The sequence below is a fragment of the Streptomyces sp. APSN-46.1 genome (assembly GCF_022815725.1).
Taxonomy (GTDB): Bacteria; Actinomycetota; Actinomycetes; order Streptomycetales; family Streptomycetaceae; genus Streptomyces.
This window is the reverse complement of record NZ_JALGRF010000001.1, coordinates 1,050,333-1,072,085: the sequence shown is the minus strand read 5'-3', so window position 1 is coordinate 1,072,085 and position 21,753 is coordinate 1,050,333. Positions and strand designations below refer to the sequence as shown.

Annotated in this window: 18 protein-coding genes; 7 read left to right on the top strand and 11 right to left on the bottom strand. The window is 72.6% G+C overall.

Going from position 1 to position 21,753, the window contains the following annotated elements; translation table 11 throughout:
- Window positions 1–22: 22 nt before the first annotated feature.
- Window positions 23–877 (bottom strand): DUF4132 domain-containing protein, encoded by an 855-nt coding sequence (locus tag MTF65_RS04790; protein WP_243626926.1) that lies wholly within the window; start codon window positions 875–877, stop codon window positions 23–25.
- Between the two features lie 320 nt (window positions 878–1,197).
- A complete protein-coding gene (locus MTF65_RS04785) occupies window positions 1,198–3,339 on the bottom strand; it encodes an FUSC family protein (RefSeq protein ID WP_243626925.1) in 2,142 nt (713 codons plus the stop codon).
- Between the two features lie 241 nt (window positions 3,340–3,580).
- Between MTF65_RS04785 and MTF65_RS04780 the strand changes: the two genes are divergently transcribed.
- The gene (locus tag MTF65_RS04780) at window positions 3,581–3,925 is read left to right on the top strand and encodes a hypothetical protein (RefSeq protein ID WP_243626924.1); all 345 of its coding nucleotides are present in this window, start codon (window positions 3,581–3,583) and stop codon (window positions 3,923–3,925) included.
- Window positions 3,926–3,967: 42 nt separating this feature from the next.
- Here the strand turns inward: MTF65_RS04780 and MTF65_RS04775 are convergent, their stop codons facing one another.
- A complete protein-coding gene (locus MTF65_RS04775; RefSeq protein WP_243627316.1) occupies window positions 3,968–4,462 on the bottom strand; it encodes a GNAT family N-acetyltransferase in 495 nt (164 codons plus the stop codon).
- A gap of 216 nt (window positions 4,463–4,678) precedes the next feature.
- On the opposite strand from MTF65_RS04775, the gene MTF65_RS04770 reads away from it, so the two are divergent.
- The gene (locus tag MTF65_RS04770; RefSeq protein ID WP_243626923.1) at window positions 4,679–5,791 is read left to right on the top strand and encodes an esterase family protein; all 1,113 of its coding nucleotides are present in this window, start codon (window positions 4,679–4,681) and stop codon (window positions 5,789–5,791) included.
- A gap of 67 nt (window positions 5,792–5,858) precedes the next feature.
- A complete protein-coding gene (gene yidD / locus MTF65_RS04765; protein WP_243626922.1) occupies window positions 5,859–6,347 on the top strand; it encodes a membrane protein insertion efficiency factor YidD in 489 nt (162 codons plus the stop codon).
- Window positions 6,348–6,378: 31 nt separating this feature from the next.
- Here the strand turns inward: yidD and MTF65_RS04760 are convergent, their stop codons facing one another.
- Together MTF65_RS04760 and MTF65_RS04755 are read right to left on the bottom strand one after the other, a co-directional pair.
- On the bottom strand, window positions 6,379–7,065 hold the full coding sequence (locus MTF65_RS04760; RefSeq protein WP_243626921.1) for a family 16 glycosylhydrolase: 687 nt from the start codon (window positions 7,063–7,065) through the stop codon (window positions 6,379–6,381).
- Between the two features lie 134 nt (window positions 7,066–7,199).
- Window positions 7,200–7,400 (bottom strand): DUF5988 family protein, encoded by a 201-nt coding sequence (locus MTF65_RS04755; RefSeq protein WP_243626920.1) that lies wholly within the window; start codon window positions 7,398–7,400, stop codon window positions 7,200–7,202.
- Window positions 7,401–7,587: 187 nt separating this feature from the next.
- On the opposite strand from MTF65_RS04755, the gene MTF65_RS04750 reads away from it, so the two are divergent.
- Both MTF65_RS04750 and MTF65_RS04745 read left to right on the top strand, forming a co-directional pair.
- A complete protein-coding gene (locus tag MTF65_RS04750; protein WP_243626919.1) occupies window positions 7,588–9,702 on the top strand; it encodes a SpoIIE family protein phosphatase in 2,115 nt (704 codons plus the stop codon).
- A 55-nt stretch (window positions 9,703–9,757) separates the two neighbouring features.
- The gene (locus tag MTF65_RS04745) at window positions 9,758–10,327 is read left to right on the top strand and encodes a TetR/AcrR family transcriptional regulator (RefSeq protein WP_243626918.1); all 570 of its coding nucleotides are present in this window, start codon (window positions 9,758–9,760) and stop codon (window positions 10,325–10,327) included.
- 85 nt (window positions 10,328–10,412) lie between these two features.
- On the opposite strand, the gene MTF65_RS04740 is transcribed toward MTF65_RS04745, so the two are convergent.
- Window positions 10,413–12,383, bottom strand: coding sequence for a GAF domain-containing protein (locus MTF65_RS04740; RefSeq protein WP_243626917.1), 1,971 nt, complete (start codon window positions 12,381–12,383; stop codon window positions 10,413–10,415).
- Between the two features lie 92 nt (window positions 12,384–12,475).
- Window positions 12,476–13,855 (bottom strand): MFS transporter, encoded by a 1,380-nt coding sequence (locus MTF65_RS04735; RefSeq protein WP_243626916.1) that lies wholly within the window; start codon window positions 13,853–13,855, stop codon window positions 12,476–12,478.
- Window positions 13,856–14,234: 379 nt separating this feature from the next.
- Between MTF65_RS04735 and MTF65_RS04730 the strand changes: the two genes are divergently transcribed.
- Complete coding sequence (locus MTF65_RS04730; protein ID WP_243626915.1) at window positions 14,235–14,522, top strand: peptidase inhibitor family I36 protein; 288 nt, start codon at window positions 14,235–14,237, stop codon at window positions 14,520–14,522.
- Window positions 14,523–15,594: 1,072 nt separating this feature from the next.
- Entirely contained in the window at window positions 15,595–18,243 is a 2,649-nt protein-coding gene (locus MTF65_RS04725; protein ID WP_243626914.1) for an RICIN domain-containing protein, read from the top strand.
- Between the two features lie 64 nt (window positions 18,244–18,307).
- On the opposite strand, the gene MTF65_RS04720 is transcribed toward MTF65_RS04725, so the two are convergent.
- From MTF65_RS04720 to MTF65_RS04705, 4 genes are all read right to left on the bottom strand, one after another.
- Window positions 18,308–19,126, bottom strand: a complete 819-nt coding sequence (locus MTF65_RS04720; RefSeq protein ID WP_243626913.1) for a hypothetical protein — start codon at window positions 19,124–19,126, stop codon at window positions 18,308–18,310.
- Window positions 19,123–19,656 (bottom strand): SigE family RNA polymerase sigma factor, encoded by a 534-nt coding sequence (locus MTF65_RS04715; RefSeq protein WP_243626912.1) that lies wholly within the window; start codon window positions 19,654–19,656, stop codon window positions 19,123–19,125. The genes MTF65_RS04720 and MTF65_RS04715 overlap by 4 nt, the downstream gene beginning before the upstream one ends.
- Before the next feature lie 102 nt (window positions 19,657–19,758).
- Window positions 19,759–20,652 (bottom strand): expansin EXLX1 family cellulose-binding protein, encoded by an 894-nt coding sequence (locus MTF65_RS04710; protein WP_243626911.1) that lies wholly within the window; start codon window positions 20,650–20,652, stop codon window positions 19,759–19,761.
- Between the two features lie 154 nt (window positions 20,653–20,806).
- Entirely contained in the window at window positions 20,807–21,607 is an 801-nt protein-coding gene (locus MTF65_RS04705; RefSeq protein WP_243627315.1) for an AraC family transcriptional regulator, read from the bottom strand.
- Between the last annotated feature and the right edge of the window lie 146 nt (window positions 21,608–21,753).

Sequence of the window (21,753 nt, the reverse complement as noted above, 5' to 3'; positions counted from 1 at the left end):
CTCGTGTCCTCGGTCCTCGTGTTCACGCGTTCCCGCCCTCTTCGATCGTCCGGCCGGCGTACAGCGCGGCTGCCATCCGCATCCCCTCGGACCAGGCCACCGGTCCGACCTCCGCCAGGCGCACCACCCGGCCGTCCTCGTCGTGCCAGCTCAGGGCGCCGGTGGTCTGCTCGTCCTCGTAGTACGGCTCGCCGATCCACACCGACGCCTCCGTGGTGCGGCCGGTGTCCCGGACCTTGCAGGTGGCGTAGCCGCCGGAGACCCGGTACCCGAGCCCAGTGGCCCGCGCCGCGAGGCTGAAGCGGTTCGGGAACACCCCGCCCGCGTAGTCCCGCACCTCGTCGGTGTTCGCCGGGAGCACCGCCGGCCGCTCCCATGTCGGCCGGTGGATCTGCTCGACCCGCTGGGTGATGCCGAGTTCGGCCGCGAAGTCCCGTACGTCGTCCAGGTCGGGCAGGAGCACCGGGTGCGGCAGGGTCACCGTGCACGGGGAGAGCCGTACGGTCTCGCCGTCGAGGTTCACCACCCTCAGCTCACCCGACTCGGTGGCGTCCCGCAGAAAGCCCACCTCGTCCGGGTCCTCGCCGACCACGGCGAGGTCGCGCAGGGCCTCCCGCCAGGCCTCGTCGCGCCACACCCGGGCGAGCAGCGCGGTCGGCACCGGCAGGGAGGACACCATCCAGCCGTCCACCTGCGCGACACACGCCGCCGCGTGCCGCTCCAGCCACTCGGCGAGCTGCCGCAGCCGGTCCACCTCGGGGTGGTCGCGCAGCGCCTTGGGCAATGCCTTCAACTGCCGCCCCGTGGCGCCGCGTGCCACCACGCGCCCTTCCACGAGGGCGATCTCGTACCCCTCACCCGCCGCCAGCCAAGCCATCAGTCCGTGCCCCTCCGCCCGTCCCGATCAGATTCCGCGCAGCGTTCACCAAGGCGCCAACGCCTCTGAGCTGCGGTATGCGGGGAGACTAACCAGGGCCACTGACAACGCTCGCACCAGGGCTGCCGCGTTGGCGGCGGATCCGGCCGAGCGCGCGAACGGTCGGCGGGGTTGTCGGTTCCGGGCGCACCGTTGTCGCCGGCTCGGCGCCAGCCACACCGCCCGGGGCAGGTCGGCGGCCGGCAGGTTCGCCGCGTACGCACGAAGTCCCGGGCCCTGAGGCCCGGGACTTCTTGGTGCACTTCGCTTGACCGCCGTGTTCAACGACCGGGCGGCGCCGAGGTTACGCGGCCCGGCACGTGAGCCATCCGGTCCAGGTCGGCCGTCAGGCCGTCGAGCCACGCGGCGGCGATGAAGAACCACAGCGGCGCGATACCCGGGCCGGCGGGATCGGGGGCCGGTCCGGGGCCGGGTCCGGCTTCCGGAGGCGGTGGGCCGTCGTCGCCCGCCGCCCGCCGCAGCCGGCCGGCCACCTCGACCGTGCGGGCGCGCACCCAGGCGTCGGCCTCCGGATCGAGGCCGGGTCCCGCGGCGGCGAGCATCCGGCGTGATCCCCACAGCACGTGATGGCCCGTCATCAGGGCGGCCTGCCAGTCCGGCGCGGGTCCGGTGTGCCGGCGCGGCTCGCTCTGGTACTGGGCGAAGGCCGACTCCGCCAGCGCCAGCGCGCGTTGGAGCGGGCGGTCGTCAGGGGCGTCCTTCGGGCTGCCCGCCGCCACGGCGGCGGTAGTGCCCTCGACCGTCGTCGCGGCGGCGCGCAGCAGGTTGGCGACGGCGCGGCGCAGCTCCTCCTGCGCGCCCCGCGGCCAGGCGAGCACCCCGAACACCATGCCGATCACGCTGCCGATGACCACGTCCATGACCCTGACCTCGGCCAGCCGCCAGGTCGCGGGCGCCAGCTGGGCGAAGACCATGGACACCACCAGGGTGAACAGGCCCTGGGCCCACCCCACACCCCGGACCGGCCCCAGCGAGAAGGCGATCAGCATGACGATCGGCAGCGCGACGGCGTAGACGGTGGTCTCGCGGCCCACCACCGCGAGGACGGCGGCGGTCACCAGGGCTCCGACCAGGGTGCCGGTCAGTGCCTGGCGTACGGTCACCCGGGTCTGCGCGACCGTGGTCCGCGTCAGGGTGAGGGCGGCCAGCATCGCCCAGAAGCCGTGCGGGAGCGACTCCAGGCCCGCGATCGTACGGGCGGCCGCCAGCGCGAGGCTGATCCGGACGGCGTTCTGGAAGTACACGGAGCGGGGTCCGGCGTGTGCCGCCAGCCGGTGCCACCAGAGCCGGGGGGCGCGCTTCCCGGCGTACCAGAAGCGGCCGGAGTCGATCCGGGCCGGCGGAACCGACCGGCCCCGAACGGCCAGGTCGGCGGCCGTCGACAGGGCCACGGTGGCGTCCGCGACCTCCAGCAGCGCCGCCCGCCGGCGGAGTACGGCGGCGGGCGGCGCCGACGGAGGCGGCGGATCCGCGGCCGCGAGCCGCGCCCGGGCCTGCCGCAGGGCGTCGGCGGCGGCGGCTTGGCGGTCCGCGCCGCGCAGTTCGGCCGAGGTCTCGTCGGCGGCCCGGCCCACCTCACTCAGCAGATCGGGCCCGCCCTCCGGAGGGAACCGGCCCGGGGCGGGCGCGGGCAGGACGGTCAGCCGGGCGAGGAGGGTACGGGCCGCGAGGCCGCCGTGCGCGAGCGCCCGCTCCCGCAGGCCCGGTCCGGCGGGCCGCTCCGCCTCGGAGACCCGGGAAGGCCGTAGCGACTCGCCCGCCGCCCGGGCGGCCGCCGCCGTGTCGTTGGACAGCGCGAACGGGGACCGGTTCAGCTCGCCCGTACAGCGGGCGGCGGTGTCGGACGCCCGGGCCACCAGCTCCGCATAGGGCGTGTCGCGGGTCTCGGGCAGCAGGAAGGCCTCGGCGAGGATCAGCAGCCCGATGCCCAGGGTCGCCCCCGCGAGCCGCTCGCCGAGGGTGTCCGGGACGTACGGCGGGAAGCAGGGCAGGATGTACAGCAGTTGCAGCCCGGGGGAGGCGCCGGCGGCCCGGGGCCCGGCCGCCGCGCCGAAGGCCAGGGCGAAGCCGATGACCAGCACTCCGGCGACGGCGCTCCACGTCCGCGCGGCCAGGTAGGTTCCGGCCGTGACCAGCACCCAGGCGAGCGGCAGCGACCTGACCAGCACGGCCGCCCGCTGCCGTCCCGTGCCGGGGATGCGGGACAGCCCGCCCATCGCCACCGCGGCGAACAGCGTGTACGTCGCCGTGACGGGCTGGTCCAGCCCGTAGAGGCAGACATAGAAACCGGCGCAGGCCGCGAGGGTGGTCCGCGCGGCGCGCCGCGCCGCACCCGCCAAGGGGCTCGTACCGGCCAGGGGGCTCGTACCGCCACGGCTGCCGCCGTCAGGATCAGCGCCCATGACTCCAGCATCAGCCCGTCCGCGCGAACCCACCAGATACTGATTGATATGTCAGTCAGTCCACCTGGTCACCCGGTCGGTCCGCCCAGTCGGCCTGCCCAGTGGGTCAGCCAGTCAGGCCCCTACCGGATAATTGCGCCGTAGCCATGCCGGCGCGAGGCCGGCGTGCCCTGGCCTGGAAACAGGCGAAACAGCTGAGATGCCGGGCCGGATGACCGCGCGGCAGGAGACGGAGCCCCCGATGGACGTGCAGCACTTCGAGCGGATCACCTCGTTCATCGAGGCACGGCTCACCCCGCTGTTCGCCGAGGAGACGGGCAGCGAGAACGGCTTCGCCATGGACGACACGTCCCGTGCGCTGCGCGCGCTGCGCAACGCCGTGCTGGAGGCGTCGGCGGTCAAGGGCCTCATCGAGAAGCGGGAGACGGCCGAGCCCGCGGTGCGCCGCGTCATCGACCAGTCGGTGGAGCACCACTGGGACGTGCTGCGCGGCATCGCCCGGCAGTGGGAGGACCACTCCGACTTCGTCCGCGAGTTCAAGCGCCACGCGTGGGAGCTCGACGCGACCCCGGCCGCCGCGCGGTAGCCGCTCCGCCCCCGCGGCCCGCCCGGCGTCCGGGCGGGCCGCCTACCGTCGGGGACGGTGATACCGGACCTCGGGTACGGGGACGCCCGCCACCTCGTCGGCGCTCGTGGCGCCGTCCGGGCCGAACCCGGCGCGCTCGTAGAAGCGGCGCGCGCGCTCGTTCCCCTCCAGCACCCACAGGCGCAGCACGGGGTACGGGGCGGCGCGGCTGAGCACCTCGTCCATGAGCTCCCGCCCGACGCCGCTGCCGATGAGGTCCGGGCGGACGTACAGGGCGTACAACTCCCCTTCGCCGGGCGGGAGGCCGACGTCCTGGGCCGGCCCGAGAGCGGCCCAGCCGGCCACCGCCCCGTCGGCGGCCTCGGCCACGAGCTGGGTCGTGCCGGAGGGGGCGTCGGCGAACCGCTCCCGCCGCCGGGCGGCGTCGGCGGCGATGTCGAGCCCGTCGAGGTACGACTGCGGCATCAACCCGGCGTAGGCATGCTGCCAGCCGCGTATCCGCACGGCTGACACGGCGTCAACGTCGGACGCGGTCATCTCACGGACGACGACCTGAGGCGGCTCACGGCGAGGAGTGGTCACGCACCGAGTCTGTCAGGGTGAAATCCGGCCAGGCAACGCAATTGCCCAGGCCAGAGGCGGGCATCAGGGAACGGATCGCTTCGTGCGGCGGTCTCACCGGACGCGCACCCGCCGTGGGTGCCACCGGGCCGCGGGGTCCGGGCCGTCGGTTCGCAGAAAGCTCTCTGATTCGTGAGTCTGACAAGCAGCACCCTCCTGGTCGTCTTCCTGCTCGGCACCGCACTGATGTTCGCGGCCGCGATCTGGCTGTGGCCACGGCTCGCGCGGCAGGGCTGGAGGCGGGTGCTGGGGCGGGTGGGGCTGGTCTTGGCCGTACAGGTGCTGATGCTGTCCTCGATCGGGATCGCGGCGAACCGGAGCTTGCTGATCTACGGGTCATGGACGGAGCTGGCCGGCCAGGAGAAGGCGGCGCGGGCCGACGGCGAGGACGTGGCCGGCGGTTCGGCCGTGAAGGTCATCGGTCGGCAGCGTCCGGACGTCCCCGGTGGCGGGAAGCGCCAGGTGGCCGGTGAGATCGAGAAGGTCATGGTGCAGGGCCAGAAGTCCAGGATCGCCACGCCGGCGTACGTGTACCTGCCGCCGGAGTACTTCAAGAAGGGCAACGAGAAGAAGAAGTTTCCCGCGGCCATCGTGCTGACCGGCTTCCCCGGCACGGCCGAGAACCTGCTCAAGGGACTGCGGTACCCCAAGACGGCGTGGACGCTGGCCAAGCAGAAGAAGACGCAGCCGATGATCCTCGTGATGATGCGCCCCACCGTCGCGCCGCCGCGCAACACCCAGTGCGTCGACATACCGGACGGCCCGCTCACCGAGACCTTCTTCGGCACCGACCTCCCGCAGGCGATCTCGGGTGCCTACCGTGTCGGGACCTCGCCCCGGAACTGGGGCATCATCGGCGATTCCACGGGCGGCTACTGCGCGCTGAAGGTCGCTCTGCAGCATCCGGAGAGCTACGCGGCCGGCGTGGGCCTGTCGGCGGACTACGAGCCGGAGATCGACCGGGATTCCGGTGACCTCTTCCACGGGAACACCAACGAGAAGAAGCGATCCGACCTGTTGTGGAGCCTGGACCACCTGCCGCAGGGCAACTCGTCCTTCCTGGTCACCACATCACTCCAGGGGGAGAGCAACTACAAGGCGACGCGGAAGTTCATCGAGAAGGTCAGGCATCCGGCCCGGGTCTCGTCGATCACCCTCGACCACGGCGGGCACAACTTCAACACCTGGAACCGGGAGATCCCGCCCGCCCTGGAGTGGATGAGCCGGCGCCTCGGCGCGGAGTGAGCCCGCGGGGCTCCGGCACGCAGTGCCACGGCACGTAAGATCACCAGGCGACAGGGGAGGGGACGGAATGTCAGGGCAGCAGCGCGGGAAGCGGAACCAGAAGCAGCGGAAGAAGGAGAAGAAGGAAGGGTGCGCCGAGAACTGCCTTGAGGGGGTTTTCGAAAGCCTGAACGGGTGCCGCACGTGCTGCCCCGAGATGTGGCTGGCCACGCTCCTCCTCACGCTCGTACGGCCCGCCGCGCGCCCGAGCGCACGGTCGGCCGGGCGGCGCCCGGCCGCCGCGGCCGGCGGGCACGCCGAGGACCCGGCCGCGGCGCGCCCGAGGGGCCGGGCGGCCGGCGCGATGTACGACGCCGTCCGGCGCTACCGGGTCACGGTCAGCCCCACCCGGCCCGCCTGTTGCCCGTACACGCCGAGCTGCTCCACGTACGCCGTCAAGGCTCTGGAGCGGCACGGCGCGCTGCGCGGCGGGCGCCTGATCCTGGGCCGGCTGCTGCGCTGCCGGCCACGGGCCGCCCGCCGTCGGGGATTCAGCGACCCGGTGCCGCCGCGCTGACCGCCGCGCGCCGGCCGCCGCGCTCAGGCCGTCAAGGGCGGTAGACGCGGAGCTCCGAGACCTCGTACGAGATCTCGGAGACGGCCGGGTCGGGGACCGGATGGTAACGGCCCGCGCTGATCGACAGGTTGACGATGAGGTACGCGCGCCAGCGACGGCCCACGCCGCGGCGGTCCGAGAACACGCGGGTTCCGTTGACCCACCAGACGACCGAGTCCGCCCCGAACTTCACCTTGAGGTCCACCCACGCGCCGGGTGCCACGGCCGGATCGCGGAAGTAACGCGAACCGCCGCCGCGCACGTGGTTGGAGAGCTCCAGCAGGTCCGGGTTGTCGGGGTGGTACTCGAAGACGTCGACCTCCTGGCCGCCGTCCCGCCAGGTCCAGATCGCGGGCCAGGCGCCCACCGCCTCCGGAAGCCGGACCCGGGCCTCCAGTACGTCGTTCGCGCGCACCATGTACTCCTCCGCGCTGCCTTCCGTGGTGAGCAGCCCGGTGTCCCAGTTGCCGTCCGGCCGGCGGGTGGCGCGGAAGACGCCGCTGCGGCTGTAGGCGGGATCGTCGACGAGGTGGTCGAGTTTGTCGTCGGCCGGGTTGACCGGACCGCCGTCCGGATAGGCCCAGGAGTGCCCGGCGACCCACTGGGACGTCGAGCTGAAATCGGCGGTGAACACGAGTGCGCCGCGGCGCCGGAACCTTGCCAGGAGTTGCGAGATCACGCCGCAACTCTGCCCAAGGCGGACACCGACCATACTTCGGTCATTCCTGCGATCTTCACCCTAAAGCGGCAGTCGCCTCGCAGCCCGCAGGTCACCGGGTGTGACTAAGTCGTCACTCGGTCGCCCCTCGGTCGTCATTCGGCGACCTCCGTGCGCTCCCACCACTCGTAGACGGGGAGTTGTCCCTCCGGGCCGTTCTGGTGCCGCGACGTCAGCCTGAAGTGTTCGTATCCGCCGCGGTGCGGGATCTTCACGTCCTCACCCGGGGCAGGAAGCGGAACGATCCGCTCGGGCAGATCGCCCGGCCCGCCCTCAAGCGCAGCCTTGTTCGCCATGGCGCCAGTCTCTCCATCCGCGGCGCCTCCCGCACCTCGGCGCCCTCCCGTACGCGCCCGCGCACGCCCTTGCGCGGGCCCTTGCGCGCGTGCCCGTCACCGCCGTGATGTCCCTCTCCCGGACGACGGGCAGAATTGAAGGGCAGCCCGCGCCCGCCGCGCGGGCACCTGTGGAAGGGGCCTCCAGATGGCACCGGACCCGCCGGCGGTCGAGCGGGATCTCGGCCCGATCCGGTCCGAGCCGGGGTCGCTGCTGGAGCACGTCGCCGTGGCCGTGTTCGGCATCGACGACGAGGACCGGGTCTGCTACTGGGGACCCGGCGCCCAGAGCCTCTTCGGCCACGAGGCCCGCGCGGTACTGTCCAGGCCCGCAGCCGTCCTCTTCCCGGCGCGCCCCGAGCACCCGGAGCGCCCCCAGCACCCTGAACACCCCGAGCCGGCCCCTGGCGCCCCCACCACCGCCGAACACCTCACGGAGCGCGCCCGGACCCTCGGCTACTGGCGCGTACGCCTGCCCGCCCTGCACCGGGACGGCACGGTCTTCGACTGCGGGTTCCGGGTCTTCCCCGTCACCGGTGCCGCGGGCGGCACCGTCGTCATGGGACTGGCGAGCCGGGGCGACGAGCTCGACCGCGTGAAGACCAACCTGTCCTTCCTCGACGCTCTCTTCGAGACCTGCCCCATCGGCCTGGTCATGCTCGACGAGGAACTCCGCTACGTCCATCTCAACCAGGCGCTGGCCGACATGGACGGGATCCCCCTCGCCGAACACCTCGGCCGCCGGATGCAGGACATCATGATCACCTCCGACGGCGGCGAGTACCAGCGCATGCTGCGGGCCGTCGCCCGGGGCGGCGGGCCCGTCGTCAGCACGCTCGTGGGCCTGCGGACACCGGGCCACCCGGACCGCGACCAGGTGCGGTCGGTGAGCTTCTTCCCGCTGAGCGGCGCGGGCGACACCCGGCGCGGCGTGGGCGGGCTGCTCGTCGACGTGACCGACCGCGAGCGGGCCATCCTGGAGGCGACGGCCGCCCGGCAGCGGCTGGCCCTGCTCGACCGGGCCTCGGCCCGCATCGGCACCACCCTGGACGTACGGGTCACCGCGCGCGAGCTGGTCGAGGCCGCGATGCCGGACTTCTGCGACGGCGCCGTGGTGGAACTCGTGGAGTGGATGGCCGAGCCCGAGGTCTTCGACCCGGAGCTGCCGCTCGTCACCCGGCGGATCGCGTCCGGCACCACGCTCGGCCCGGCCGCCGTCGAGCTGGTGTCCGGCCTCGAAAGGGTGACGTACCCCCCGGGCTCCAGCCTCCACGAGACGCTGCGCACCGGCCGGCCGCTCTGCGTCCCGGTGAACGAGGAGTTCGTGACCCGGACCGTCGTACACGAGGAGCGGGCGCGGCTCCTCCTGGACAGTGGGCTCACCAGCATCGTCATCGCCCCGCTCGTCGCGCGCGGCACGGTGCAGGGCATCGCCATGTTCGGCCGCTCCGCGGCCCGCCCGGCCTTCGCCGAAGAGGACCTCAGCCTCGCGGGCGAGCTGGCCTCGCGCGCCGCCCTGTGCCTGGACAACGCCCGGCTCTACAGCCGCGTCCAGGACATCGCCCTCACCCTCCAGCGCGCCCTCCTCCCCAGCGCCCCGGCGGCCGGCCCCCACGTGGACATCGCCCACCGCTACCTGCCCGGAAGCCACGTCACCGAGGTCGGCGGCGACTGGTACGACGTGATCAGCCTGCCCGGCGACCGCGTGGCCCTCGTCGTCGGCGACGTGATGGGCCACGGCGTCCCGGCCGCCGCGGCCATGGGCCGGCTGCGGATCACCGCGAAGACGCTCGCCCGGCACACCCCGGAACCCGAGGCGCTGCTCGCGGAACTCGACGCCTGCGCGCAGGAGGCGGGCATCGAGTGGGCCACCTGCCTGTACATCCTCTACGACCCGCACACCGGCCGCGCCCGCATCGCCAACGCCGGCCACCCCCCGCCGCTGGTACGCCACGCGGACGGGACGGTGGAGACGATCGGCGACGTGCTGGGAGTGCCCCTCGGGGTGGGCGGCGTAGCGTTCCGCTCGACGGAGATCGACCTCCCCGAAGGCGCCACCGTGGCCCTGTACACGGACGGCCTCATCGAGGCGCGCGGCCAGGACATCGACGCGGGCATGGAGGCACTGAGAGGTCAGTTGCGCGGGGACGTGGGTTCCTTGGAGGAGGCGGCCGACCGCATTCTCGCGCATCTTCTGCCCGACACGGCGACCGACGACACGGTCCTGGTCCTCGCCAGGGTCCGCCGCGCGGGGGGACGATGACCGTGATCCCGAGAGTCCGACTCCCCGGTACCCATGGGTCCATACAATGCCCGCCATGGGAACCGCGGAGGACCTCATCGAATGCACCCGCGAACTCCTCTGGGAGCGCGGCTACGTCGGCACCAGCCCCCAGGCCATCCAGCAGCGCGCCGGCGTCGGCCAGGGCAGCATGTACCACCACTTCACCGGCAAGCCCGGTCTCGCGCTCGCCGCGATCAACCGCACCGCCGAGGAGATGCGCGCCGCGGCCGAGGCGCAGTTCACGGCCCCCGGCCCGGCCGTCGAACGGCTCACCCGCTATCTGCGCCGCGAGCGGGAGGCGCTCAAGGGCTGCCCCATCGGCCGGCTGAGCCAGGACCCGGACGTCATGTCCGACGCCACCCTGCGCCGCCCCGTCGTGGACACGCTCCACTGGCTGCGCACCCGGCTCGCCGACCTCCTGGCCGAGGCGTGCGAGCGCGGCGAACCGCGCCCCGGCCTCGACCCGGTGGCGACCGCCGCCGCCATCGTCGCGGTCCTCCAGGGAAGTTGCGTACTGGCCCGCGCGGACGGCGGCGGCGAGGCGTTCGCCGAGGCCGTCGACGGGGTCCTCGCCCTGCTCGCCGCGTACTTCCCCTCCGCCTGACGCCCGAGCCGCCTCCGCCCCCCCGGTCGGGGGGAGACGGCGGCGCGAACGCCCCTGATCTTCCGGGGGCCGCTCCTCGCCGCCGTCACCCTCTCGTACCGACACCACCACCGCGGACTTCGCTGACGCTCAGGATCCGCAGGGCGAGCTGGATCTCCAGCGCCCGGGCGGGAGCGTTCCAGTCCTCGCCCAGGATCTGCCCGATGCGCTCCAGGCGTTGCACGACGGTGTTGACGTGGACGTGGAGGGCGTCCTTGGTCCTGGTCAGGCTGCTGCCGTGGGCGAAGTACGCCTCCAGGGTGAGGACCAGCTCCGTCCCGCGCCGCGCGTCGTAGTCGATGACCGCGCCGAGCGTCCGGCGGACGTACCCGTTCACGTCCGCGCGGTCGCCCAGGAGTACGCCGAGGAAACCCAGGTCGGGAAGGCCGGCGCCGTAACCGGTGTGGCCGAGGGCGTGCAGGGCCTCCAGGCAGCGCAGCGCCTCCGCGTGCACGTCCGGCAGCCCGTCCGGATCGGCGGCGGGACCGGCCGCGCCCACCGTGACCGCGGTGCCCAGTGCCTGCCCCAGATCGGCCGCCAGGGTCCGCGCGAGGACGCCCGGCCCGTCGGTCGGCCCGTCGGTCGGGGCGGTCTGGGCGGTCGGGGCGAGGAGCACCACACGCCCCTGGTACAGCCCGGCCAGGCCGTCGAGAGCCCGGGCCCGGCGGGCCGCCTCCACCGCCAGCCGGGACCGCAGCGCCGCGTCGCAGTGCATCACCACGACCCCGTGCGGGCGGGTGAGGACGACTCCGAGCTTGCGGGCCCGCAGGCTCAGACTGCCGGTGTCACGGACACGGCCGGGATGCCCGGGCGTGAGGAGGTCGGCGAGCAGCTCGCCGCGCACCCGGTCCTCGGCGTGGGCGATGGACCGGCGCAGCAGGAGCAGCAGCGCCGTCACCAGGCCGGCCCGTTCGAAGAGCCGCCGGTCGCTGTCCGTCAGGTCGGGGCGCCCGCCGAGGGTGAGGGAGCCGAGGAGTTCCGGCCCGGCCAGGACCGCGCAGACCCAGACACCGTCCACGGCCACGGCGCGGCCGCCGGAACGCGACGCCGCCAGGGCGTGGGCCGACGGGACGATCGGATCGGCGGCGACCCGCGCGAGTTCCAGCCCGTCGGCGTCGTGCACGACCAGGCTGCCGCGCAGCAGGGCAGCGACCTCCCGGGCGACATCGGCCACGTCTCCGCCGCGCAGCACGAGGTGGGTGAGGCGGTCATGGGTCTCGGCCGCGAGGCGCATGGCCTCGCTCTGGGCGCGGGCCCGCTCGGTGGCGACGCCCAGTTCGACGAGGGCGGCGCGCGTCTCCTCCAGCAGCCGGGCGCTGTCGATGGCGACGGCTGCGTGGTCGGCGAGGGAGGAGAGCAGGGCCACCGCGTCGGGGGCGAACGCGCGGACCTGGCGGTCGGCCGCGTACAGCACGCCGATCACGCGGGTGCCGACCCGCAGCGGGACGCCGAGGATGCCACGCAGGCCTTCCTCCCGTACCCCGCTGTCGATGGTCTCCGTATGCCGGAAGCGGTCGTCGGTACGGTAGTCGGAGCTGGCGTACGGACGGGCGCTCTGGGCGACCAGCCCGCCCAGCCCCTCTCCCATACCGAGGCGCAGCTGCTGGAAGGCGGCGGAGACGGAGCCGTCGGTGACGCGCATGAACGTGTCCCCGGCGGCCGGGTCGTTGAGCGTGAGGTACGCGACGTCCGTACCCAGCAGCATCCTGGCCCGGCGGACGATGGCCCGCAGGACGGCGTCGAGGTCGCGCAGGGCGGCCAGGTCGCCGGCGGTGTCGAACAGGGCCGTGAGTTCCGCCTCGCGCCGCCGGTGCTGGTCGAGGGTACGGCGGATGTCCAGGGCCACCGCGGTGGCATCCTCGACGCGTTCCTGTGCGCGGGCGTCCGCCCCGGCGGTACGGGCATCCGCGGCGGGCCGGGCGAACTCCTCGGCGGGCGCGCCGCGCCGCAGCAGGTCCAGCAACTCCCGTAGCGCGGTCTCCGCCTGGCCGGCGGCCGGGTCGTTCGCTGAGGTCATGCGGACAGTCTGCCCGCCGCGCCCCGCGAGCGGCAGGGCGGGCGGGGCGTGCGGGTCGGTCGGGTCGGGTGGGGCGGGCAGGGGCTCGCGGCTCAGGCCGGGTCCAGGGTGGTGGCCGGAGGCAGCGGCGGGGCCTGCCGGTCGTACGCCGACGCGGCGGCCGGCCCCGTACCCGCGAGATCGCGGCCGCGGGTCTCCCTGGCGAAGGCGACGGTGAGGGTGGTGACCACGGCGGCCGCGCACAGGTACAGGGAGACGGGGACCGATGAGCCGTAGTCCTTGAGCAGTTCGACGGCGATGACGGGCGCGAGCGCCCCGGCGATGATCGAGGCGAGCTGGGAGCCCATCGAGGCGCCGGAATAGCGGACATCGGTGTCGAACAGCTCGGAGATGAAGGCGGCTTGCGGTCCGTACATCGCGCCGTGCAGCAGCAGCCCCGCGGTCACGGCCGCCGTGATGACCGCGAACGACTCGGAGTCGACCAGCGCGAAGAACCCGAACGCCCACAGGGCCATGCCGACCGAGCCGATCAGCGTCACCGGGCGGCGGCCGATCCGGTCCGACAGCGCGCCCCAGGCGGGAATGGTGACGAAGTGGACGGCCGAGCCGATCAACACCGCGTTCAGGGCGGTGCTCTTGGGGAGACCGAGGTGAACGGTGACGTACACGAGGAGGAAGGAGGTGAGGACGTAGTACGAGATGTTCTCGCCGAACCGGGCGCCGATGGCGGTCAGCACCTGGCGCCAGCTCTTACGGAACACCTGGACGACGGGGGCCTTCTCCTCCACACCGCGCCGCGCGGCCCGCGCGGCGAGGAAGACGGGGGACTCGGACACGGAGAGCCGGATCCACAGGCCGACGATCACCAGGACGCCGGAGAGCAGGAAGGGCACGCGCCAGCCCCAGGAGAGGAACGCCGCGTCCGACTGCACGGCGGCGAGCAGCGCCAGTACGCCGGTGGCCAGCAGGTTTCCGCCCGGCGCGCCGGACTGGGGCCAGGAGGCCCAGAAGCCGCGGTGCTTGTTCCCGCCGTGCTCGGAGACGATCAGCACCGCGCCGCCCCACTCGCCGCCGAGGGCGAAGCCCTGCACCAGGCGCAGAGCGGTGAGCAGGATCGGGGCGCCGACGCCGATGCTCGCGTGCGTGGGCAGCAGCCCCATCGCGAAGGTCGCCCCGCCCATCATGACCAGACTGAGCACGAGCAGCTTCTTGCGCCCGACCTTGTCACCGAAGTGCCCGAACACCACCCCGCCGAGGGGTCGGGCCAGGAACCCGATGGCGTAGGTGACGAAGGCGATCAGGGTGCCGGTCAGCGGATCGGCGGTGGGAAAGAACAACTTGTTGAACACCAGCGCGGCGGCGGTGCCGTAGAGGAAGAAGTCGTACCACTCGATGGTGGTCCCGATGAGGCTCGCGGCGACGATCCGTCTGATGCCTGACGGAGCCTTCGGGGCGGTTGTGGTGGAGGCCATGTGGACCACTTCCAGGGTGTCTGCGGGGACGTCTTGTGGCCACAACGTAGGAGTCCGCAGGTGAGCGGCATATGTGCCCCGTCATCACAATCAGCCGCACCGTGGTGTGTCCGGCCACCACACGACGTCAGGACCCGGCGGCGGTGGGCGGCATTTCGGCCAGAATCACGCAACCACGGGACATCCCGTCAAGCCGAAGGGACAATGCGAAGGGGAACAAGGCAACGGCCGGACTCCCCGGCCGTGTTGAGAATCGAAGGAGGGCAACACCCTCATGCAACGGTTCACACGGCTCTGTGCCGCATTCGGACTCGCTGCGGTCGGAGTAGTGGCATCTGTGCCCACCGCCCAGGCGTCCACGACGACTGTCGAAAGGGACGTGTCGATCACTGCGTACCAGGACTGCCCGGTCGGCTGGTTCTGCGTCTGGGAGGACGCGGGCGGATGGGGCAGGATGGCGCGCTTCCAGACGGGTTCCGACGACCTCCGCGACTTCAACCTGAACGACCAGATCTCCTCGGTATGGAACCGAACGGGCAGGACTTTCTGCACCTGGCTGAACATCAACCGCGACGGCGCCACGTGGCCCGTAGGGAACTGGCAGGGCAATACCTCCCAGTACAACCGGAACGACAACATCAGCTCCCTGCGAGTAGGGGCATGCTGATCACCCCGCCCGGGCTATAGAGGGTGCCGGCAAAGTCAGTTGGGGAGCCATGTCGCAGGCAGGCGAGGTGACCAGGGCTTTGTAGCGGCAGGCTCGTCGTAGCGGTGGCGAGTGCCTCGCCGGTTTGGGGCTCCCTTTTGGGGCCCCGGGGCGCTGGCCGCCGCGGGACGGGGGCGGATGGCGGGTGTCAGCGACAGTCCGATGCCGTAGAGGGCGAAGCCGACCGACCAGAGGCACAGCACGACGATGACGGTCTTCCCGGGCAGCCCCACGGCGCCCCGCAGGCCTGCCAACTCCGGGGCCATGCCAAGGGTGGCGGTGCCCATGGAGGCCATGATGGCCAATACCGAGCCAGCGGGCGCAGGGCCCGACGCAGGTACACCCGGCGCAGCCCGTCGCGCGCGGTTGCCACGAAGGCGCCGACTACCACGGGGAAAGTACAGACGAGTACCAGGACGCTGGACCAGCTCTGGTCGAGGCGTTCGCTCGCCACGCCCTGGACGTCGGCGGCGCTCGCGACGGCGTTGTAGGTGACCATCAGGCCCACCCAGGCGACGAGTCCCAGCCCGGTCCGCCACAACTGGAGCTTGCGGACCTCCCGGTCGTCGACGATCCCGGGGCGTGAGGGACGGAAGGTCCGCTGGGCGGCGTACAGGGGGTTGCAGAGGCCGCGCTCACCTCCGCCCGGATCTCCCGGCCGCGCTGGCCGCGTTCCTGGACGAGATCCAGGCGAGACCGCCGTCAGCCTCCCTGCTGCGGGGGCCCTGCTGACGATCGCCCCGGACTGCTGTCGGTGCGAGCACCAGTCAGAGATCGTGGACGCCGCGTGAGCAACTCCTCGGCTCGGCGGCGACCTGCCCGACTCCCCGAATCGGCGCGTGCGGTCTCCGACGCCGCGTCAGTGGTCCAAGGGGGACTTCGGCGGGCGGCAACCTTTTGCGGAGCTGTGGCGACTGACGGGCGACCCGAAGACGATCACACCCACGGATCGTCTGATCACACCGCCGCATGCCGCTGCGCCCGCTGACCTGAGCGGCGTGCGAGGCAGGCCCGGAGCGAGGAGTAGCCCCCCATGAACGAGACGGATCCCACTGCGCACGGTCGCGGTCGGCGCACGCGCGCGGCCGGCGGCGAGCGGCGTACGCGTGGGCGCCATCGCCGGCGCTGGACGACGTTGGGTCTGGCGCTGGGCGTGCCCGGTGTGCTCGGCCCCTACCTGCTGTTCGTGCAGGCCGACTCGGAGGCCGCGACGTTGGATTCCGACGCCTACTACGAGGTGGTGTCCGTGCGCAGCGACAAGGTGCTGGACGTGCCCGCCGCGGACCCGTCGGACGGCGCCTGGACACGGCAGCAGAGCCGCGTGGCCGGTGCCGCGAGTCAGCAATGGCGGCTGAGGCCGACGGGGGACGGCTACTACGAGCTGGAGAACCGCAGCAGCAAGAAGGTCCTCGGAGTGCGGGGTGCTTCCAGAGAGTCGGCGGCCGCCGTCGAGCAGCAGTCCGACCGGGGTGCCGCCGCGCAGCAGTGGAAGATCGAGGACGTCGGCGGTGCGGCGGTGAAAATCGTCTCCCGGAGCAGCGGCATGGTGCTGGACGTGTGGGGTGGCTCCAGTGGCGACGGTGTGCCGCTGATCCAGTACGCCGACAAGGGCAGCACCAACCAGCACTGGAGACTGGTGAAGGCGGCCGGCGCGGGCGGGTATACCTGGCACAACGCCCAGATCGTCGGAGGCGGCTTCGTCACCGGGCTGGTCTTCAACCCCGCCCGCAAGGACCTGCTGTACGCACGGACCGACATCGGCGGCGCCTACCGTTGGGACGCGACCGCCGCCCGGTGGACCTCCTTGACCGACTGGATCGGCGGAGCCGACTGGAACCTGCTGGGGATCGAGAGCCTGGCGACCGACCCGGTCGACCCGGACCGCCTGTACCTCGCGAGCGGCACCTACACCAACGACTGGGCGGGCAACGGCGCGATCCTTCGCTCCACCGACCAGGGCAGGTCGTTCCAGCGCACCGACCTGCCGTTCAAACTGGGCGGCAACGAGGACGGCCGGTCCATGGGCGAGCGGCTGGTGGTGGACCCGTCCGACCACCGCACGCTCTACCTGGGTACCCGCAAGAACGGGCTCTGGCGCAGCACCGACTACGGCGTGACGTGGAGCCAGGTCACCAGCTTCCCCGTGAAGGGCGGTGCGAGCAGCGGAGTCGGGCTCTCCTTCGTGTCCTTCGGCCCGTCCGGCAGCCGGACGATCTATGTCGGGGTGGCCGACAAGACCACCTCGCTGTACCGCTCCACCGACGGCGGCAGCACCTGGCAGGCCGTGCCCGGCCAGCCCACGGGGCAGCTGCCGCAGCACGGTGTGCTGTCCGGCGACGGCTCGCTGTACCTGACGTACACCAACGCGCCGGGCCCGAACGGAGTGACGGCCGGCTCGGTGTGGAAGTACACGCCGTCCACCGGGGTCTGGAAGAACATCTCGCCGTCCAGCGGCGGTTACGGCTTCGCCGGCCTGGCAGTCGATCCGCAGCGCCCGTCCACGGTCATGGTCACCACGCTGGACCGCTGGTGGCCCTCGGACGAGATCTACCGGTCGGCCGACGGCGGCTCCTCCTGGAAGGCGCTCGGCGCGAGCTCGGTGCGGGACAACTCCGCTGCGCCCTACGTGGGCACCGGCATCGGTCACTGGATGGGCGCCCTGGCCATCGACCCCTTCGATTCCGGGCACGTGCTGTACGGCACGGGATCGGGGATGTGGGGCAGCCGCGACGTGACCGCGGCGGACAGCGGGCGGGCGACGCACTGGACGATCCCGGCCAAGGGCCTGGAGGAGACCGCGACTCTCGGACTGATCAAGCCCCCCGGCCTTCCCCTGATCAGTGCGCTCGGCGATGTCGGCGGCTTCCGGCACGAGGACCTCACCAAGGTGCCCGCCAAGGCGCTCTCCGAACCGCTGTTCACCAACACCACCGGTATCGACTTCGCCCAGTCGAAGCCGCAGTTCATGGTGCGGGTCGGTCTCGGTGGCGCGCAGCACGGCGCCTATTCGACCGACGGCGGAGCCGACTGGGCACCGTTCGCCGCGGCGCCGGTGCGCGACGCGGGCGGCGGTTCCGTGGCCGTCTCGGCTGACGGCGCCGCCGTGGTGTGGACCCCCTCAGGCCAGGTTCCGTTCTACTCGACCAACCGTGGCTCGGCCTGGACGGCGGCCTCCGGTCTGCCCAAGGACACGGCCGTGGTGGCCGACCGTTCGGCGGCGAACACCTTCTACGCTCTCAGCGGCGGCACCTTGTATGCCAGCACCGACGGCGGGAAGCACTTCACCGCCCGGGCCACCGGCCTGGGCGGCGGGCAGCTCAAGGCGGTTCCGGGCAGCGCGGGCGACCTGTGGATCAGCGGCGGGGACAACGGACTCCTGCACTCCACCAACGGTGGGACGAGCTTCGGCAAGTTGGGCGGCGTCGAGCAGGCGAGCGCCGTCGGCTTCGGCAAGCCGGCCCCGGGTGCCGGGTACCAGGCGCTCTACCTCAGTGGGAAGGTGAAGGGCGTCACCGGGCTGTTCCGTTCCACCGACGGCGGCTCGGCCTGGGTCCGGATCAACGACGACCAGCACCAGTTCGGTGGGATCGCCGTCAACGTCATCAGCGGCGACCCCGACGTGTACGGGCGGGTCTACCTGGGCGGGTACGGCCGTGGCGTGGTGTACGGCGACCTGTCCTGACCCTCCTGGCCCGTGGGCGGGCGGCGGTCCGCGCCGTTCCACCCACGGGCCTACGGGCATGGCCTCATCGGGTCGGGGTGAAGCCGCCCCAGACCGAGAGGGCGCCGCGGGGACCGTTGGCGTCGACGCGGTAGCCGTCGTGCTTGACGTCCCGGTCGCCGGCGGCGTGGTTGTACTGGCCGGCGAAGACATGCTGTCCGGCCGGGACCGTACGGCCCGGCTTGAGGATCCAGCGGTAGACCACTGCTCCGCCCTCGTGTTGCACGGTGACGGTGAAATCGTCGGCGGGCAGCGTCCGCCAGCTGCCGGTGCTCTGCACTCCGCCGGTCTGCGTGATGCGCAGTTCCACGGTGAGTGCGGTGAGCGGCTGGGTGGTCTTGAGGGTGATGTCGCTCTGCGCCCAGAAGGTGTTGCTGTTCGCGCCCAAGGAGCCGGCCGACGACAGAGGCCCGTCCTGGACGTGCGCGCTGCCGGGCCGGGCCGCGCCCGCACCGCCTGACGCCGCAGGGCCGGGGCTCGCCGAGGACGAGCGGTCCGGCGCGGTCGGGCCGCCGGTGGTGGGCGCCGACGGCGTGGAGTGGGGAGTCCCGGACGCGGACGGCGCGGACGGCGTGGACGGCGCGGCGGGGGTGGCCGAGATGTCCGGCCGGGCCGGCGTCGGGGACTGGACGATGGCGGCGACCGCGAAACCACCGACCGCCAGAATGCCGGCCGTGGCGAGGGAGGCGAGCGCGACCCTGGGCCAGGGCCTCGCGCCGGACGACTCGCGGTGGCGGTCGGGGGCGCCGGACATGCCGCGTTCCACGCGTGCCAGGATCCGGGCGCGGTCGGGCCGGTGGGCCTCGGCGGCTGTGCGCAGCCGCCCGGTGAGCTCCTCGTTCAACGGCTCCTCCTCCCCGCCAACAGTTCCCCGGCTGCTCCCGTGCTGCCCAGCATCCGTTCCAGTTCGGCCATCCCCTTCGAGGTCTGGCTCTTCACCGTACCGACCGATATTCCGAGCGCCAGAGCGGTGTCCTTCTCCGACAGGTCGAAGGCGTGCCGCAGGACCACGCACGTCCGCTTCCGGAACGGCAACCGGGCGAGAGCAGTGCGCACGTCCACCACGGCGGCCACGTCCGGACCGTTCAACGGCTCCGCACCGCGGGACCAGAACAGGGCGATCCGGCGGCGCTCGCGAACCGCGCTGCGGATCCGTGACCGTGCCAGGTTGGCGACAACGCCGCGGGCGTAGGCGAGTGGGTACTCGGCCTGGCGCAGCCGGTCCCAGCGCTGCCACAGTGCGATCAGGGCGTCCGCGGCCAGATCGTCGGCGCCGTCCGCCTCGCCCGTCAGGAGATGGGCGAACCGGGCCAGTTCGGCGTAGTGGCGTTCGAAGAAGTCGTGGAACTCCGCGGACGCGTCATCGAGGACCATGTCCGCCGGCCGTCCCCTCCGAAAATGTGTGCGTTAACATCCGAGCGGGCAGCGTACCAGCGACCCGGAGCACCTTATGCGCCATGCGGCCGCGGTGCGGTTTCAGTGCGGGGCGAACTGGACCCGGGTCGGTTGTGCGACGTTCGGCAGCAGCGCGGTCCCGTTGACCGTCAGCTGCTCTCCGTAGATGTCGGTGATCCTCATCGCGCCGCCGCACCCGCTGCCGTCGGCGGAGAGGAAGTAGTTGTATTCGGTACGAGGCAGTCTCCGCCAGCCGTTGGCGGTGCGTACCTCCAGCCGTGCGACCGGGTTCCGGTGGTCGATCACCTGGATGCCGCACCAGTGGGGGCTGGACCCGGTCTTGTACCGGATGGAGATCGTGCCGGACGCCCGGGGGCTCAGCAGGCTCCAGGTGATCGGGATGCGGCCGAGCTTGGGATCGGCCAGTTTCGCGAAGGCCTGTTCGCTGAGGTCCAGTTGCCCCGGTGCGCAGGGCAGTGGGCATTCGTTGGTGATCCGGACCGTGATCGAAGCGCCGTTCGCGGCGCGGACGCGCACGTACGCGCCGCACGCCCTGGACGACTCGTAGTCGGTGGTGTTCATCGCCGCGATCATGAGGTCGTCGGTCGGGCCGAACAGGCAGGCGCCGTTGCCGTCGCCGGCGGCGTAGGCGGTGGCGACTCCCTTGTAGGTGGTCTCGGGCTGGATGCGTCCTGCCGACGGTGCCGGGGTGGACGCCGCCGGTGGGGTTTCCTTCGCCGAAGGCTGGGGCGTCGCCGCGGTGGTCGTTGCGACGGCCGCGGTCGGGGTTGCCGCGGCATGCGAGCTGTCCGCCGGGGGCGCGGGGCTCGTCGGGGCCGAGGGCGTGGCTTCCACCTGGGTGGCGGCGGGGGCCGCCACAACGGCCCCCACCTCCCCCTTGGGGCCGGGGAGCAGGGTCGTCACCAGGCAGACGAGGACGCCCGCTGCGGTCAGCATCACCGCCGTTCCCGTCATCAGCCTGTGTCTACGCCTGCGCTGCCGCGCGGCCTGCCGTGCAGTCTGCATGTCCGTCCTTCGGAGATTCGAGTCGAGGTGCACTGCTTGGTCGCCGCAGGATGCGAAAAGGTTGCCGACACGGGCCGGGCAACCGGGTCCCGTACCGGTCCGCTCACTGGGCGGGGGAGTGCGGGGAAATGGGCTGGGCGGCGCGGATGCCGCGCGGAGAGGCTCCGAGTGCGCGGCGACAGGCCTTGTTGAACGCCTGTAGGTCGGGAATGCCGACCGACGCGGCGACGGCGGGGACGGAGAGTGTGGTGGCCTGTAGGAAGTGGCGCGCCCGTTCCATTCGGCGGGCCCGGATGTAGCCGACGACCGTCTCCCCCGTCGCGGCGCGGAAGAGGCGCGTCAGGTGGTTGTGGGAGACACCGGATGCCGCCGCGATGTCCGGTACCGTCAGAGGTTGCCCCAGCCGCGCCTCGATGAGGGCCACGGCGGCTGCGACCGCCGGATGAACGGCCCGCGTGTTCCGCTCCCTCGGAGGGGCGAGCTGGGCGACCCGCCACAGGGCGGCCCACACCTCGGCGGCGGCCCGTGACGGGGTGTTCGGCCAGGCAGCCAACGCCTGCTGCAACTGGGCGGTGAGCAAGGCGAGATCGGGGCCGGCGTCCTGGACCATCGGAACGTTGCGGGGGGTTCCACCTGAGCCCAGGCGGAGGTGGACGTAGAGGTGTGGGGAGCGGCCCCGGTAGCGATAGCGGACCTCGGCTCCGGGCGGTACGAGGCTGACCCGGCCGGGGCGGATCGCGTACCCCGTGCCGTTCACCGTCAAGTCGGCCTCGTAGTCGTACAGATGGAGCTGCCAAAGATCCGGCAGTGAAAACACGTCCACGTGGCCGGCGGGCCCGTGCACGCCGATGCCGACGGCGGCGAGAGCCGGAGGCTCGTCAAGGTGGGCGAGGGCCGTGTGCATGGTCACGTCTGCTACCTCCACTGTGTCCGCAAGCCCGCTCCAGGGTCGCGACCCTCAACCCTGCGTGCCGGTCACCGTGGTGAGAATCGACCAGTGGAGGGTGAACGTGGCCCACGCGGCGCGCGGCCGCAGCGTCTAGCGTGGCC